This is a genomic window from Bradyrhizobium sp. MI1.7, assembly GCF_055811795.1.
The window spans coordinates 153,239-168,761 of sequence record NZ_JBVVPO010000009.1 but is presented as its reverse complement, the minus strand read 5'-3'; the positions used below and the strand labels follow the sequence as shown (position 1 = coordinate 168,761).

11 protein-coding genes and 1 pseudogene are annotated in these 15,523 nt (G+C 62.3%); 11 read left to right on the top strand and 1 reads right to left on the bottom strand.

What is annotated here, in order from left to right; genetic code table 11:
- Positions 1 to 196 precede the first annotated feature (196 nt).
- The 4 genes and pseudogenes from AC0L3X_RS12115 to gyrB all read left to right on the top strand — a co-directional run bounded on the left by AC0L3X_RS12115 (position 197) and on the right by gyrB (position 6,586).
- Entirely contained in the window at positions 197 to 2,635 is a 2,439-nt protein-coding gene (locus AC0L3X_RS12115; RefSeq protein ID WP_063980101.1) for an arylsulfatase, read from the top strand.
- 164 nt (positions 2,636 to 2,799) lie between these two features.
- Positions 2,800 to 2,985: pseudogene (locus AC0L3X_RS12110) on the top strand (hypothetical protein); the annotation flags it as partial.
- Between the two features lie 139 nt (positions 2,986 to 3,124).
- Entirely contained in the window at positions 3,125 to 3,868 is a 744-nt protein-coding gene (locus AC0L3X_RS12105) for a hypothetical protein (RefSeq protein ID WP_063980102.1), read from the top strand.
- A 282-nt stretch (positions 3,869 to 4,150) separates the two neighbouring features.
- A complete protein-coding gene (gene gyrB / locus AC0L3X_RS12100; protein WP_063980103.1) occupies positions 4,151 to 6,586 on the top strand; it encodes a DNA topoisomerase (ATP-hydrolyzing) subunit B in 2,436 nt (811 codons plus the stop codon).
- 213 nt (positions 6,587 to 6,799) lie between these two features.
- Here the strand turns inward: gyrB and AC0L3X_RS12095 are convergent, their stop codons facing one another.
- Positions 6,800 to 7,414: a MarC family protein gene (locus AC0L3X_RS12095; RefSeq protein ID WP_063980104.1), complete on the bottom strand. Its 615-nt coding sequence runs from the start codon at positions 7,412 to 7,414 to the stop codon at positions 6,800 to 6,802.
- Between the two features lie 522 nt (positions 7,415 to 7,936).
- Between AC0L3X_RS12095 and AC0L3X_RS12090 the strand changes: the two genes are divergently transcribed.
- The 7 genes from AC0L3X_RS12090 to AC0L3X_RS12060 all read left to right on the top strand — a co-directional run bounded on the left by AC0L3X_RS12090 (position 7,937) and on the right by AC0L3X_RS12060 (position 15,519).
- Positions 7,937 to 8,431, top strand: coding sequence for a hypothetical protein (locus tag AC0L3X_RS12090; RefSeq protein WP_187387846.1), 495 nt, complete (start codon positions 7,937 to 7,939; stop codon positions 8,429 to 8,431).
- Positions 8,432 to 8,592: 161 nt separating this feature from the next.
- Entirely contained in the window at positions 8,593 to 9,021 is a 429-nt protein-coding gene (locus AC0L3X_RS12085) for a hypothetical protein (protein WP_199877118.1), read from the top strand.
- 627 nt (positions 9,022 to 9,648) lie between these two features.
- Positions 9,649 to 10,116: a hypothetical protein gene (locus tag AC0L3X_RS12080; protein ID WP_063980106.1), complete on the top strand. Its 468-nt coding sequence runs from the start codon at positions 9,649 to 9,651 to the stop codon at positions 10,114 to 10,116.
- 354 nt (positions 10,117 to 10,470) lie between these two features.
- Positions 10,471 to 11,766 (top strand): UDP-N-acetylglucosamine 1-carboxyvinyltransferase, encoded by a 1,296-nt coding sequence (gene murA / locus AC0L3X_RS12075; RefSeq protein ID WP_014491005.1) that lies wholly within the window; start codon positions 10,471 to 10,473, stop codon positions 11,764 to 11,766.
- Positions 11,767 to 11,994: 228 nt separating this feature from the next.
- A complete protein-coding gene (locus AC0L3X_RS12070) occupies positions 11,995 to 13,389 on the top strand; it encodes an MATE family efflux transporter (protein ID WP_063980107.1) in 1,395 nt (464 codons plus the stop codon).
- 22 nt (positions 13,390 to 13,411) lie between these two features.
- Entirely contained in the window at positions 13,412 to 14,062 is a 651-nt protein-coding gene (locus AC0L3X_RS12065) for a 2-hydroxychromene-2-carboxylate isomerase (RefSeq protein WP_063980108.1), read from the top strand.
- 143 nt (positions 14,063 to 14,205) lie between these two features.
- Complete coding sequence (locus AC0L3X_RS12060) at positions 14,206 to 15,519, top strand: SMI1/KNR4 family protein (RefSeq protein WP_283017884.1); 1,314 nt, start codon at positions 14,206 to 14,208, stop codon at positions 15,517 to 15,519.
- The last annotated feature ends 4 nt before the right edge of the window (positions 15,520 to 15,523 follow it).

Sequence of the window (15,523 nt, the reverse complement as noted above, 5' to 3'; positions counted from 1 at the left end):
GGGCGGAAAGTTGATCTAAATCAACAGAGCGTTGCGGCGTTGCCTCCCGAATAGGCGTCAACAAGGTTCTGACGTCTCCAAGAGGGAGCTTGCAATGACGCGTACCCGTCACGTTGACGATAGCTCAAAGCCAGAAAGCCGCTTACTAAACCACCGCAACTTGCTGCTTTGCGGCACTGCACTGACCGTCGCTTTTATGCTGTGCGCGCTGGAGACGACCAGCCTCGCGCAGCAAACCACCGGCACGCCGGGTTCGCCGAGCGCCACGACAACCATCGATGGCAAGCAGCTTCCGCCTGAGCCTCCGAAGTTCGAAGGCGTGATCAAGGAAGATGCCACGGACTCCAAGCCATACTGGCCACCGTCCGTTGTGCCGCCCAAAGGCGCGCCGAACGTGCTGCTGATCATGACCGACGACCAGGGTTATGGCGTGACCGGCACCTTCGGTGGGGTGATCCCGACCCCGAACATGGATCGCATCGCCAAGGCGGGCCTGCGTTACACGCAGTTTCACTCGACAGCGCTCTGCTCGCCGACGCGGGCAGCGCTGATCACCGGCCGCAACCACCACTCGGTCGGGTTTGGCGTGATCGGTGAAATGTCCACCGGCTATCCGGGCTACGATTCCGTCATTGGCCAGGAAAGTGCGACGATCGGGACCATTCTGCGGGATAACGGATTTGCCACCTCATGGTTCGGCAAGAACCACAACACCCCGACCTATCTGTACAGCTCAGCCGGGCCGTTCGACCAATGGCCAATCGGCATGGGATTTCAGTATTTTTATGGGTTCATGGGCGGCGAGACCGACCAGTGGACGCCTTACCTTTTCCGCAACACGAGCCAGGTTTTTCCATGGGTCGGCAAGACCGGCTACAACCTCATCACCGACATGGCGGATGACGCCATCAACTACATGAACGGACTGAACGCGGCGGCGCCCGAGAAGCCGTTCTTCGTCTACTACGTGCCCGGCGGCACCCATTCGCCGCATCAGCCGAAGAAGGAATGGAGCGAGAAGTTCAAGGGCAAGTTCGACATGGGTTGGGAGAAGCTGCGCGAGCAGATCTTCGCCAACCAGAAGAAACTCGGGGTGATCCCGGCGAACACCCAGCTCACCGCCTGGCCGGATACGCTGCCGAAGTGGGACTCGCTCTCGTTCATCCAGAAGAAATTGTACGCGCGCGAAGCCGAGGTGTTTGCCGGCTATGCGGCGTATACCGACTACGAAATCGGCCGCGTCATCCAGGCGGTCGAGGACATGGGCAAACTCGACAACACCCTGATCATCTACATCAGCGGCGACAATGGCACCAGCGCCGAAGGAACCCTCGAGGGCACGCCGAACCAGATGACCGCCTACAACGGCATTCTGAAACTGCCCGAAACCGAGCTGATGCTGCACTACGAGGATTGGGGCTCCGACAAGACCTACCCGCATATGTCGGTGGCGTGGTCGTGGGCCTTCGACACCCCGTTCAAGTGGACCAAGCAGGTGGCATCGCACTTCGGCGGCACCCGGCAAGGCATGGCCATCTCATGGCCCGGCCACATCAAGGACGTCGGCGGCATCCGCAGCCAATTCCATCACATGATCGACATCGTGCCGACGATTCTGGAAGCCACAGGCATTCAGGCTCCCGACACCGTCAATGGCATCAAGCAAAGGCCCATCGAGGGCGTCAGCATGGCCTATACGTTCGACCAGGCTAACGCCAACGCGCCGTCAAAGCGCGACACGCAGTATTTCGAGATGTTCGCGAACCGCGGCATCTATCACGATGGTTGGTATGCATGTACGACGCCGCCTGCGCCTCCCTGGCTTCTGGGCACCGCCAAGCTGCCGGGGATCAATGAATACAAGTGGGAGCTTTACAACATCGCCGAGGATTACTCGCAGGCCAATGACCTCGCAGCCAGGAATCCCGACAAGCTCAAGGAGTTGCAAGCGTTGTTCCTGTCGGAGGCGGCGAAATACCAGGTCTTTCCGCTGGACAACTCGGTCCTGCCCCGCATTGTGACACCGCGCCCAAGCGCGACCGCCGGACGAACCGTTTTCACATATTCTGGTGAGAACGCTGGCATCCCTGACGCTAACGCTCCGAGCCTTCTCAATAAGGATTACACGATCACGGCCGAGGTTACCGTTCCTAAGGGCGGCGCGGAAGGAATGATCGCAACTCTAGGCGGTCGCTTTGGCGGATACGCCCTCTACCTGCTCAAAGGCAAGCCTGTCTTCGTCTATAACCTGCTCGATCTAGAACGGTACCGCTGGGAAGGCGGCATTGGCGGTCGCGACTTGTTTACCGATGCGCTCAAGCCGGGCAAGCACACCATTGTATTCGACTTCAAGTACAACGGACCCGGCCCGGGTAAGGGTGGCACCGGTGTACTGACGGCCGATGGCAAGCTGGTGGCCGCAAAGACGATCCCGCACACGATTCCGTTTCTTATGGCCATCGACGAAACGTTTGACATCGGCAGCGACACCCGCACGACGGTGGACGACAGCTATAAGCTGCCCTTCCGTTTCACCGGCAAGATCGACAAGCTGACCTTCAAGCTTGGCGCGACGCAGATGACGGAGGATGAGCAAAAGGTCATTCGACACGCGCTCGAAAGAGCGAGGGACTGAGCGCGACAAGTCGTGGCGATTCATGTCGGCCCCAACGCCACGACTCATCCTTCTTCGCTAAGAAATCGTTCGGCGGGATCCGCTTCGAAAGCCCGCGCGAAATATCATCGCGTATAGAAGGGAGTGCCGGCAGTGGATTCTTCATTTGGCGCGCTGGATGCGTTGCCGGCGCCGGCGGCCCGCAATCGCCGAAAGGCCCGATGTTGGATCTACCGCCCGGCAAGTATCAGTACGCGCTGCGCCTGCCCGGGCAGCCCGCTCGCAACGAAACCCTGACCGTTGCCGCCGGCGACGCCTGGGGCCTCCTGGTGGGGCCAAGCGACGACGTGCTGCCGCTTCAGATGTATTGATCCCGCCGCCTGTGCCTGTAACGGCCAGGTTGAACCTGTCCAGTTGGTGGGGCGACTAGTCGTCCGGAGGCGGCGGCGACTGTGTCGCAGCCGCTGCATCGCGCGAAGACTACAACGCGCGACATCCCTGGAGAGTGGCATGACGACGGTGAGGCGCAGAACGAAGGTCCCGGCACGATGGCGGCTGTTCGCGTGCGGCCTCGCTCTTCTCGCGGGCGGCCTGGTCGCCGCAGGCGCCGGCGGATGGCTGCCGCACCCGTCACCGCAAACTTCGGCCGCACTCACACCGGCGGATCCAAACGCCGAGATGCCGGTGCCGAAGCAACACAACTTCTCCAGCTCCAACACCACCCATATGACCGGCATCGAAATCCCGCTGCGGGTCGGACTCGAAGCCCATGTGCAGGCCCAGCTCAGCGATGTGCTCGCCTTCTACCGCAGGGAGCTCGCAAAGCGTGGCTGGGAGGAAAGGCCTGAAAGCACTGTGGTTGCCGCCGATCATGTGCAGCTCGCCTTCGCCTCACCCAAGGGGCCGGCCACCCTGAAGCTTGGCCGCGCGCAGGACGAGACCATTGTCAGCCTGGTGCAGCGGAATACGGAGGCCGCGGCGAAGGCCAATTTCCTGCCGATAGCAGGACAAGCGCGGCTGATATTCGGCTATCTCGCGCCGGACACGGCTTCGCTCACGATCAACGATCAGACCATCAAGATCGCGGGCGGCGTCAATCACCCACAAACGCTGGATCTGCCGCCCGGCAAATATTCCTACAAGCTGGTCGTGTCGGGCTATCCGGTGCGCACCGATACCATCACCGTGGCCTCAGGCGAGGCCTGGTCCCTCAGCTTGGGCGACGACGACAAGAGGCCGGATCAGATCTACTGAACCTGGTGGCCTGTTCCGGGGCGCCACGGCGCCTGGGAACGCGCTTCTCCGCCCCGCAAAATCCACGCCTTCAAGAGCTAAAAACAGGGCCTCGAATCGCCCTTTTCGCAAGCCCCAGAATCGGCCTCCAGGAGCCTTGAAAACCGGCAAAAAATCCCTATTTCGTCAAAGGGTTGCCGGAAGATACTTTGCGCTAGGCGCAAGCGGTCTTTCATGGCACAAATAGCCTGCAAATCAGCGCCTTTTGCGCCGCTGATTCGGGCGACATCTCGAAGGCCTCTCATGACAGAACCTGCTCGGCAGACGCCTGCCGAAAACGAGCCCTCAAATCCAAGCGATTACGGGGCGGAATCGATCCGCGTGCTCAAGGGTCTCGACGCCGTCCGCAAGCGCCCGGGCATGTATATCGGCGACACCGACGACGGCTCGGGCCTGCACCACATGGTCTACGAGGTCGTCGACAACGCGATCGACGAGGCGCTCGCGGGCCACGCTACGCGCGTCGACGTCGTGCTCAATGCCGACAATTCCGTCACGGTGCGCGACGACGGCCGCGGCATTCCCGTCGACATCCACAAGGGCGAAGGCATCTCCGCGGCCGAGGTCATCATGACCCAGCTCCATGCCGGTGGAAAGTTCGACCAGAATTCCTACAAGGTCTCCGGCGGCCTGCACGGCGTCGGCGTCTCCGTCGTCAACGCGCTGTCGAGCAAGCTCGGCTTGCGCATCTGGCGCGACAACAAGGAGCACTACATCGAGTTCGCCCATGGCGATGCGGTCGCACCGCTGGTGGTGGTCGGCGACGCGCCGGGCAAGCGCGGCACCGAGGTGACGTTCCAGGCCTCGACGGAAACCTTCAAGAACATCGAATATGATTTCGCGACGCTGGAGCACCGCCTGCGCGAGCTCGCCTTCCTCAATTCCGGCGTCAACATCGCGCTCTCAGACATGCGCCATGCGGTCGAGAAGCGCGAGGAGATGCACTATTCCGGCGGCGTCGAGGAGTTCGTCAAATATCTCGACCGCAACAAGAAGGCGATCGTGCCGGCGCCGATCATGGTGCGCGCGGAGGCCAACGGCATCGGCGTCGAGGCGGCACTGTGGTGGAACGACAGCTACCATGAGAACGTGCTGTGCTTCACCAACAACATCCCGCAGCGTGACGGCGGCACCCATCTGGCCGGTTTCCGCGGCGCGCTGACACGCCAGGTCAACGGCTATGCCGAGGCCAATGCGAAGAAGGAAAAGATCGCGCTGACCGGCGACGACTGCCGTGAAGGTCTCACCGCCGTTCTCTCGGTGAAGGTGCCCGATCCGAAATTCTCGTCGCAGACCAAGGACAAGCTGGTGTCCTCGGAAGTGCGTCCCGTGGTCGAGAACGTCCTCAACGAGGCGCTCCAGGCCTGGTTCGAGGAGCACCCTAGCGAAGCCAAGATGATCGTCGGCAAGGTGATCCAGGCCGCCGCCGCGCGTGAAGCCGCGCGAAAAGCGCGTGAGCTGACGCGCAAGAGCCCGCTCTCGGTCTCCTCGCTGCCCGGCAAGCTCGCCGACTGCCAGGAAAAGGATCCGGCCAAGTCCGAACTCTTCATCGTCGAGGGCGACTCGGCAGGCGGCAGCGCCAAGCAGGGCCGCAACCGCGAATTCCAGGCGGTGCTGCCGCTGCGCGGCAAGATCCTCAACGTCGAGCGCGTCCGCCCCGACAAGATGCTGGGAAGCGAGCAGATCGGCACGCTGATCACCGCGCTCGGCACCGGCATCAGCGACGAATTCTCGATCGAGAAGCTGCGCTATCACAAGATCATCGTGATGACGGACGCCGACGTCGACGGCGCCCACATCCGCACGCTGCTGCTGACCTTCTTCTACCGTCAGATGCGCGACATCATCGACGGCGGTTACCTCTATATCGCCCAGCCGCCGCTCTATAAGGTCAGCCGCGGCAAGTCCGAGCAGTATCTGAAGGACGAGCGGGCGCTCGAGGATTATCTGATCGACACAGGCCTCGACGACTGCGTCTTCATTCCCGGCGTCGGCGGTGATCGCACCGGCCGCGATTTGCGCTCGCTGGTCGACGACGCCCGCACCGTCCGCAGCGTCCTGCGCAATCTGCACAGCCGCTACAATCGCAAGGTGATCGAGCAGGCCGCCATCACCGGCGTGCTCAACAAGGCGATCTACGGCGATCCCGAGAAAGCCGCCGCAGCGGCACAATACATCGCGGGACGGCTGGACAACCAGGCCGAGGAGGTCGAGCGCGGCTGGGTCGGCCAGTACGTGGAAGGCCAGGGCTTCCAGTTCGAACGCACCGTGCGCGGCGTCAAGGAAGCCGCCGTCATCGACGCCGCCTTCCTGGGCTCGGTCGAAGCCCGCAAGCTCGACGAATACACCGTGAAGCTCCAGGACGTTTATGCCCGCCCTGGCAAGCTGCGGCGCAAGGACATCGAGCACATGGTCTACGGCCCGGTCGACCTGTTCGAAGCGGTCACCGACGCCGGCCGCAAGGGCATCACGCTGCAGCGTTACAAAGGTCTGGGCGAGATGAACCCGGAGCAGCTCTGGGAAACGACGCTGGACATCGATGCGCGCTCGCTGCTGCAGGTGAAGGTCAAGGAAGTCGACGAGGCCGACGACATCTTCACCAAGCTGATGGGCGACGTGGTCGAGCCGCGCCGCGACTTCATCCAGGAACATTCGCTGAGCGCGACGATCGATATCTGAGGCTCGTGGCTTTGGGTGATCGTCATGCCCGGGCTTGTCCTGGGCATGACGTTCCATGCGCCTCAATTATCGTCGAACAGATTGACATCCCGAGACCGAGACCATTTTCCTTTGTGGTGTAAAACGGCTCGAACAAGCGAAAGCTTTCCGCGGGAAGGATGCCCTCGAGCGCCACCTCATTGGCCGATTGTTCGCTACGCGATGATTGTGACCCTAAGTCTCAAGAAACGCCTTTAGGCCGACCAGCACGAATTGCATTCCCATGGACGCTACGATGAGCCCCATGAAGCGTGTGACTGTCGCTTGCGTGCCTCGGCCTAGACGAGGCCCAAGCCGAACAGCGAGGGTCAACGCCACAAATGTTACGCCTGCTCCAGCGACAGCGGCGATGATTGCCGTCACCGGCAAACCATCGGGCGTATGAACAGCTGCCAACGTGACCACGGCCGTAATAGTTCCGGGACCGGCTGCAAACATTAAAAGTGGTACAAGTGAGCCCTGAACGTCCGCGTCGCTATTGTCGGGCGGCGCCTGAGCAACCGTATGGCTGCCACGCAGCATATCGAATCCCATATACGCGATGATCATTCCGCCGACGACCCTGAACACGTCAAGCGAAATCCCGAAGATGCTTAAAACCTTGAGTCCGACCAACGCAGAGCCCATCAATATGATCAGAATGTTGAGGGCGACCTTGGCCGCCTCGCGTCGTCGTTCCGGCGCGGTCAGATTCGGCGTCAGGCTCAGAAAGAGCGAACCGCACACTACGGGATTGATAACGGCCAAAATGGTTACAATCGCTTGCAGAATTTGGTGAAGGTCTGTCACGCGATCGACTCACAAATTCTAGGGGCATTTGCTCAATCGCCGGGTGCGTGATTATTCTGACGCGCGTCCTAGCCTCTGGCAGTGCGAAATCGGTAAACGGGCTGAATGTCGGATCGAAAACATCGCTTTGGCATTCGGGTCGAGAACGACGGCTAGCTTGGTGCGATGTCACAGAGTGTCAATAACTTTTCCAACATCTCCGTCGACAGTTATCCGTCATTGATTCGCAAGCCGAGCGATTTGGCGCTCGGCTCATTTGGCGACCTTATTGCAAAGCTGAAAATCGAACGACCCGAAAATCTCGCGAAGGCGGTTTCAGTGGGCTGCAACGCTGCGACGCGCCATCACCCGCTACAGGTCCGCCGTGGTCGTCCTCGAGGAACGACGTGGCACGTGATCACCTACACCAAGCGTCAGTCTCCCTGACAATTTTCGTTAGAGTGTCCCGCGGTTCAGGCATATTGCTCTAACTTGATCAGCGTAGCAGTCTCTCCGTCTGGCTCACAAATGACGGAGCATCCCATGACTAAGATGTCACTGCCGCGAAGCCTCATGCTATTGGGAATCATGCTCTCGCCAGAGCCCTCCGCCGCTATCGAAAAACTCAACTGTCCTTTCAATTTTACCAGCAGCGATCCCTCAAAGCTTGAAAGAATGAAGGCCCTTCTTCCCGACGCTGACGCGATGGGAAGTCTCGGCCGGCTCAACTCGACTATCGATACTCTACGTCGGGACGGTATGGCAAAGAGTCAGATTGTAAGTCATCTTGTCGGCGCTTACTGCCTGATCGTCGCTCAAGAAAGCTCGCAGACTGATGCAGAAAAAGCTGCAAAGGTTCGGCGCTTCGCTGGGCAAATCACGCAGTTGGTCTACAGCTTGGAAAGCGGGCTGGACGTCATTGTCAACGTTCCACTTGCGCCGGATGTCGTCGACGCGCTCAATGCCACCGCACGCAAGCAGGGTCTATCGAGTTCTGCATGGATCGCAATGACTGTAGAAAATGCTCTGCAGCAATAATAAGTTTACCTTACAATATGTCACCCGATTTAGTAGCGGAGCGCGACTGATCTGAGCCACTGCCGGGGCTTTACAAATAAAGCGGCCTGAGCGCTTCATGGCAGGAAGCAAGGTTCATGGGGCGGGATCGACGAAGAAGCAACCAAGCGGATCGAACCAATATGAATCCCATTCCATTTGTGATGCTCTGCCTCTCCCTGATCGTGAATCCGGCATTGGCGCAGCAGCCTTCTCAGCAGCCATCCGCAACGACGGCCGCAAGGCAGTCGTCAGCTGAACCGGCATTTGACAGGCTACTCGGCCGCTGGGTACGTCTCCAGGGAGGTTACGTGATCACCATCCGAGCTGTTGACGCGGACGGCAAACTCGACGCGAGCTACGCAAATCCGAGACCATTGCCTTTTCATGTCGCGGTCGCGAGCAGGGACGGTAACGCGCTCAAATTGCTCTTCGAGTTGCGCGCCGCCGGTTACAACGGCTCGACCTACACGCTCAATTATGACGCGGCCAACGACCGGCTGAACGGCGTCTTTGATCAGGTGGTCGCCAAACAGAGGTTCGATGTCGTATTCGCTCGCGATAAATCATGACGCAATTGCCATTCTGATGAAGCTCGACGTGGTTCGCTTAGATCGAGCGAGCTCATGACGTTTAATCATCGGTCAACACCTGATGGCGTCCGCACCTGCAGGCCTTCAAACTCTCGATAGACCGTTAACTTCTTGGCCAATGACGCCTTCGATGGCCACCTAAGTATACCCTCCCGCGTCCGCCGAGTGCGGGACGTTCCAGTGCGCCGCCTTGCAAAGGCGTCGATACAACCAGAAGCGGCGCCCGACGCGGTAGAGTCAGAGTTAGGCGTTGGAGCGCGTTCCTAGAGTCAGGCTGTTGAGTTATTTGAGTCAGAGAATTATTTTACGGCACGTCGAGTGACCCTTGATTCTATTGCGAAATTTCGGGCGACTGTGTCAAAGTTATTTGTGTGGAGACACATTCACGAAGGGGCGTCATGCCCGGGATTGTCCCAGGGCACGTTCTTCGTGCATCGGGGCAAAGGCGTGGATGGCCGGGACAGGCGAGCGGAAGCGACGCCGTCCTTTGGACGGCTATGCTCGGCCATGACGCTGTGGAAACACCGCCGATGAACCCGACCAGCGGCCATCACGACGAAATGGCGTGAACCCATCGGCCCGTTCTGGCCGGGAAACGTCGCGGCCATGACCAGTTCCGCAACTGCCAGCCCTGTCCTCCCCTCTCGCCGTCTCGGCGTGATCGGTAGCATCGTCGGTGTGCTGGCGCTGATCGCGGCCGTGTTGCCGCATTGGGTCATACCCGCGATCTACCCGCCGCCGCCGGCCGACAAAGTGATTGTCGACACCGGCCACCGCCTGAAGGATCGCATGATCGCGCGGGTCAAGGGCGTCGAGTATCAGGCGCCGCCACGCGAGAAGTCGACGGGAAGCCAGCTGAGGGAGGCATCCTCGATCGGCGCGATCTCGCTCGGCCTGCTCGCCATCCTGTTCTCCGTGCTCGCGCTCGTGTTTCGCGAGGAGAGGCTTCTGGCGGGCGTCGCGGCCGCGCTCGGCAGCGGCGCCATCGCCATCGAGATATCGTTCCTCGCCATGGGCGTCCTGATGCTGATCGTCGTCCTTTATGTGGTGGCGAACAACATCGGCCTGTTCTAGGGCCGCTTGCCGCAAGCTCCGATCCTCATCCTTGTAACTTCAAGGTCGCCGGGCGGGATAGAATGGCTCGCGCGGTGGCGGACGGGAGACCGGCTCATCCTGGGGCATTGAAGCCCGCTCCTCAGCACGGGACAGAGGAGCCCGCGAAGCGGGCGTCTCGAAGGATGGTCGCAAGCGAGATGTCCGGGCCTTCATGGTTCGAGACGCGCGTTCCGCGCTCCTCACCATGAGGGGCTAGCAGCCTCTTCGGGGCTAACAGGCTGGCTCTAACCGCAGCGAGCACAATTGCTCCCGCGCTCAATTCTCTGTAGTTTCCGCCCGAAACACCCCACCCAACAGGACAGCGAGAACCCCGTGGCGCCCATCCAGTACATTGTCGAGGGCGGTCACCGGCTCTCGGGCTCGATCGAGCCGTCCGGCAACAAGAATTCGGCGCTGCCGATCATCGCCGCCGCCCTGCTCACCGAGCATCCGGTGACGCTGGAGAACGTGCCGCGGATCCGCGACACCGAGACGCTGGTCGAGCTGATCCGCTCGGTCGGCGCGGCGGCGGAATGGACCGCCCGCAATACGCTGCACATCCACGCCAAGAGCATCCGCGCCGCCGACCTCGACCCCGAGCTCTGCGTCCGTATCCGCGCCTCGATCCTGCTCGCAGGCCCCCTGCTCGCCCGCTGCGGCGAAGTGATGCTGCCGCCGCCCGGCGGCGACGTCATCGGCCGCCGCCGCCTGGACACCCATGTGCTCGCGCTCGAACAACTGGGCGCCAAGGTCACCGCCACCGACCGGCTCGAATTCCGCGCGGCAAAGCTTGCCGGTGCTGACGTGTTTCTGGACGAGCCGAGCGTCACCGCAACCGAAAACGCGCTGGTCGCGGCGGTCGCCGCCGACGGCGTCACCCATTTGCGCAACGCGGCCTCCGAGCCGCATGTGCAGGACCTCGCCAATTTCCTGGTCGCGCTCGGCGCGCGAATCGAGGGCATCGGCACCAACACCATGATCGTGCATGGACCGGCGACGCTGGGCGCCACGACCTACCGGATCCAGCCCGACCATATCGAAGTCGGCTCGCTGATCGGGCTTGCGGCCGTCACGCGCTCCCCGCTTCGCATCGTGCGCGCCGGCGTCGAGCATCTGCGCTCGATCCGCATGGGGTTCGAGCGGCTCGGCATCGTCTGCCGCATCGAGGGTGATGATCTCATCGTGCCCTCGAACCAGACGCTGAAGATCCAGGACGATTTCGGCGGCCACGTGCCGAAGCTGGAAGATCAGCCCTGGCCGGCCTTCCCGGCCGATCTGATGTCGATCGCGATCGTCACTGCCACGCAATGCGACGGCGTGATCCTGATGTTCGAGAAGATGTTCGAATCGCGGATGTTCTTCGTCGACAAGCTGATCGCCATGGGCGCGCGAATTGTTCTCTGTGATCCGCATCGCGCCATCATCGCCGGCCCCAGCCGCCTGCGTGGCGCATCGATGATCTCGCCCGACATCCGCGCCGGCATGGCGATGCTGCTCGCCGCGGTCTGCGCCGAGGGCACCTCCACGATCAACAACGCCGACCAGATCGAGCGCGGCTACGAGCGCATCGACGAACGCCTGAACGCGCTCGGCGCCAAGATCAGGCGCGTGCCTGAAAGGAAGGGCTGAGAAGTTCTCTCCGCGCCACAGTATCGTAGGGTGGGCAAAGCGTAGCGTGCCCACCGCTTCTGTTGCCGCGTTGGACTGATGGTGGGCACGGCGCAAGCGCGCCTTTGCCCACCCTACGGTTCCTGAGAGCCGCGCCCTTGGCTCCCGGGTCCCGGCTCGCGCTTCGCGCGTCCGGGACACGAGAGCTGGGCCATGTTTTCGACGTGCGGCTGTGCTATTGCAACCGCCATGCTCGACACCGTCCAGCCTCGTCCGCAGCCGCAAGCCGGCGTGCCGCAAAACCATCTCGCCGAAGAGTTCGTCGAGACGCTGCGGCTGGCCGTGCCGATGATGCTGACGCAGCTCGGGCAGATCGCGATGATCACGACCGATCTCGCGCTGATCGGGCGGCTCGGCGAGGATGCGGTCGCGGCCGCCGCGCTGGCGCACACCGTCTATTTCGTCAGTTTCACCTTCGGGCTCGGATTGATGGCCGCGGTGTCGCCGCTGGCCGCGCAGGCGTTCGGCGCCGGCGACGTCAAGCGCATCCGCCGCTCCCTGCGCGCCGGCCTGTGGATCGCACTCCTGATCTCGCTGCCGATGATGGCCTCGCCGCTCTATGGCGAGCGCATCCTGCTGGCGCTCGGACAGGCGCCGCAATCGGCCGCGCTCGCGCAGCGCTATCTGAACGGGCTGGCCTGGGGCATCGCGCCGGCGCTCGGCTTCATCGCGTTGCGCAGCATGATGAGCGCGGTGAACCGGCCGCAGCCGCCGCTGTGGATCACCGTTGCAGCGATCCCCGCCAACGCGGCGCTGGTCTATTGCCTGATCCACGGCCTGTTCGGCCTGCCGGAGCTCGGCCTGTTCGGCGCGGGGCTCGCGACCACGCTCGTCAATCTCGGCACCTTCCTCGCCGTGCTCGCCATCGCCGCATGGCGAAAGCCATTCGCGGACTACCGCCCGCTCGCCCATCTGTGGCGGATCGACTGGCCCCTGATGCGCCAGCTCATCGCGGTCGGTGCGCCGATCTCGTTTTCCCTGCTGCTGGAATATGGTCTGTTCTCGTCCGCCGCGCTGCTGATGGGATTGATCTCGACCACGGCGCTTGCCGCGCACCAGATCGCGCTCCAGGTCACCGCCGTGCTGTTCATGGTCCCGCTTGGCATCGGCATGGCGGCGACGGTCCGCGTCGGCCATGCTTTCGGCCGCGACGACCCGGCCGCGGTGAGGCGAGCGGGCCTCGTCGCGGCGGTGCTTGGCGTAGCGCTGGTCTCGGCCCTGACCGTTGCCATCATCCTCGGCCGCTACGCGCTCGGACGGCTGTTCTTCGGGAGCAGCGAGGCCAGCGCGGCCACCGTCGAGCTGACGGCGACCCTGCTGCTGGTCGGAGCGACCTTCTTCATCGCCGACGGCCTCCAGACCATCATGGCCGGCGCGCTGCGCGGCATCAACGATACCAGGATGACGTTGCTGTTCGCGGCGATCGGCTATTGGTGCGTCGCCTTTCCCATCGCCTGGGTGCTGGCCTTCAATGCCGGGCTCGGCGCGGTCGGCGTCTGGATCGGGTTCTCGACCGGCACGTTCGTCTATGCTGGCCTCCTGATCTTGCGCTTCCGCATGCTGACGCGCAGACTGGCGGGATGATCGGGATCATGGAGCCGGTGCAATGACCCTGTCCGTCGATCTCTTCTACTCCTACCGCAGTCCCTTCAGCTATCTGGCGCTGCCGAAGACGCTCAAGCTCGTCGAAGAGTACGATCTCGCGGTGAATTTGCGGCCGGTCTATCCGCTCGCCGTCCGCGTGCCCGGCTTCTTCAAGAAGGCCAGTCCGAACTTCATTCGCTATGTGGTGCTCGACAGCACGCGCGTGGCGCAGCACGAGGGCATCCCGTTCCGCTTTCCGAGGCCCGATCCGATCGTGCAGGACAAGACGACGTTCGATGTTGCGGCCGAGCAGCCCTACATCCACCGCCTGACCCGGCTGGGTGCGATGGCGCAGCTCGAAGGCCGCTCGCTCGCATTCACCGATGCGATCGCGCGCGTGCTGTGGGACGGCTCGGTGGCGGGCTGGAACGAAGGCGATCACCTCGCGCGCGCCACTGAAGCGGCCGGCTTCGATCTCGCCGCGATGGATGAAGCGATCAGTGCCGACCCCGATCGCTACGAGCGGGTGATCGCCGAGAACGAAAAGGACCATGCCGCCTCCGGCCATTGGGGCGTGCCGACCTTCGTGTTCGAGAACGAGCCGTTCTTCGGCCAGGACCGCATCGACCTGCTGCTCTGGCGCATGGTGGCTAAGGGCCTGAAAAAGCGCTGACCGTTGTTTAGGACGCGTTTTCTTCACGCGAACCGCTATCCGCTTCGCTCGAAAACGCTCTTGCCGGCCGGCATGAACCGGTTTCCCTGAAACTGCGACTGAGACGTGGCGCCCCGATCCCGGCGGCGCGTTCGGAGGGTCGCATGTATCTGGCAAAGTTCTTCCACCGCGCACCCGGCGATGACGATCGCGAGCTGATGCTGGTCCCGGGCAGCGATCCCATGGTGATCGGCATTCATATGAACTGGAAGGGCGAGCCCGACGCGAACGAATTCCTGCGCGAGGAATTTCCTGATATCGCCGGCGCCGCAGCGGCTTTCCGCCGCCATGTCGCCAAGCTGGTCGCAGCCGGCTATGTCGAGACGGATCATACCAACTACACGCTGCGCGACCTCGGTCCCAATCCGCGAGCCAAGCCGGACTGGCAGAAGGGGCTCGATGAGCTGATGATCCTGGCGCTCAGCGCGCCGATGGCCGAGCAGGCCGCGCAGCTCGACGCGCTCAAGGGCACTCCGGCCGAACATGAGCCGTTGTATCTCTGGCTCGCCGCTCATCACGGCAAGGCCGCAGGCGAAGATTTTACGCAGACCCTGCGCTTTGCCGAACAGGCGCGTGACGCGCTCCGCGCACGGCGGGCTGCGGGACAGTCGCATTACGCCTGGTCCATGTACGAAGGCGACCTTGAAGGTCGCATCCTCGAATTGCTCAGCGACGTCTATCTTCTCGCGGAAAATCCGGTCGCGGCGCTCGCGACGATCGAGCATCTCTGCAAGATCGCTCCGAACCATGATCGCATTCTCCAGCGTGCCGAGATTCTTTGCGGCTTCTTTCCGGAGCGACGGGAGGAAGCCTTTGACGATGCCTATCAATGGTCACGGTTCGGCGGCTACGATGTCATCACGCTGTTTCCCGGCTACGCCGAATATGAAGCCCGGCGCAAGGCAGGCACGACCGCAAAGGGCTGGCGCTGGAAGCCCGGCACGCCGGCCAGCGAAGCGGATGTCAGCGCGGCAGAGCAGGCCATCGATGTCAAACTGCCCGACGATTATCGCAATTTCCTGCTGAGCCGCGGCGAGACCGAGCTGCTGGTACGGCTGCCTGAATCGTCCTCCGAGCTACGCTTCTACGCACCGGACGAGCTGGCCACGCAGCTGCGCAACGTCCTCGACTTCATTGCTCATTCCGAGGACGAGCTCGAAGAGGCCTGCGCCTATTTCCGCAAGGAGTATGGCGTGTCGCTGAAACACCTGGTGCCCATCGCCGAGCCATCACAGCTCAGTCGCTGCCTGCTGCTCCATGTCGAGCCGGGCGAGCGACATGGCCAGTGCTTTCAGTGGGACCATGACGGCGCATGGGAGTTGGAGCAGAAGCAGCCCGGCTTCGATGTCGCGCTGAAGGCGCTGACCGACGGCATCGAGCAGCGCGACGCGGCAGCGCTCGCTTTCTTCGACCTCTAAAGAA

Bases quoted from the DNA above. Each gene is read 5' to 3' on its own strand.
- AC0L3X_RS12115 (WP_063980101.1), top strand. From the start codon at position 197: ATGCTGTGCGCGCTGGAGACGACCAGCCTCGCGCAGCAAACCACCGGC.
- AC0L3X_RS12105 (WP_063980102.1), top strand. From the start codon at position 3,125: ATGACGACGGTGAGGCGCAGAACGAAGGTCCCGGCACGATGGCGGCTG.
- gyrB (WP_063980103.1), top strand. From the start codon at position 4,151: ATGACAGAACCTGCTCGGCAGACGCCTGCCGAAAACGAGCCCTCAAAT.
- AC0L3X_RS12090 (WP_187387846.1), top strand. From the start codon at position 7,937: ATGACTAAGATGTCACTGCCGCGAAGCCTCATGCTATTGGGAATCATG.
- AC0L3X_RS12085 (WP_199877118.1), top strand. From the start codon at position 8,593: ATGAATCCCATTCCATTTGTGATGCTCTGCCTCTCCCTGATCGTGAAT.
- AC0L3X_RS12080 (WP_063980106.1), top strand. From the start codon at position 9,649: ATGACCAGTTCCGCAACTGCCAGCCCTGTCCTCCCCTCTCGCCGTCTC.
- AC0L3X_RS12070 (WP_063980107.1), top strand. From the start codon at position 11,995: ATGCTCGACACCGTCCAGCCTCGTCCGCAGCCGCAAGCCGGCGTGCCG.
- AC0L3X_RS12065 (WP_063980108.1), top strand. From the start codon at position 13,412: ATGACCCTGTCCGTCGATCTCTTCTACTCCTACCGCAGTCCCTTCAGC.
- AC0L3X_RS12060 (WP_283017884.1), top strand. From the start codon at position 14,206: ATGTATCTGGCAAAGTTCTTCCACCGCGCACCCGGCGATGACGATCGC.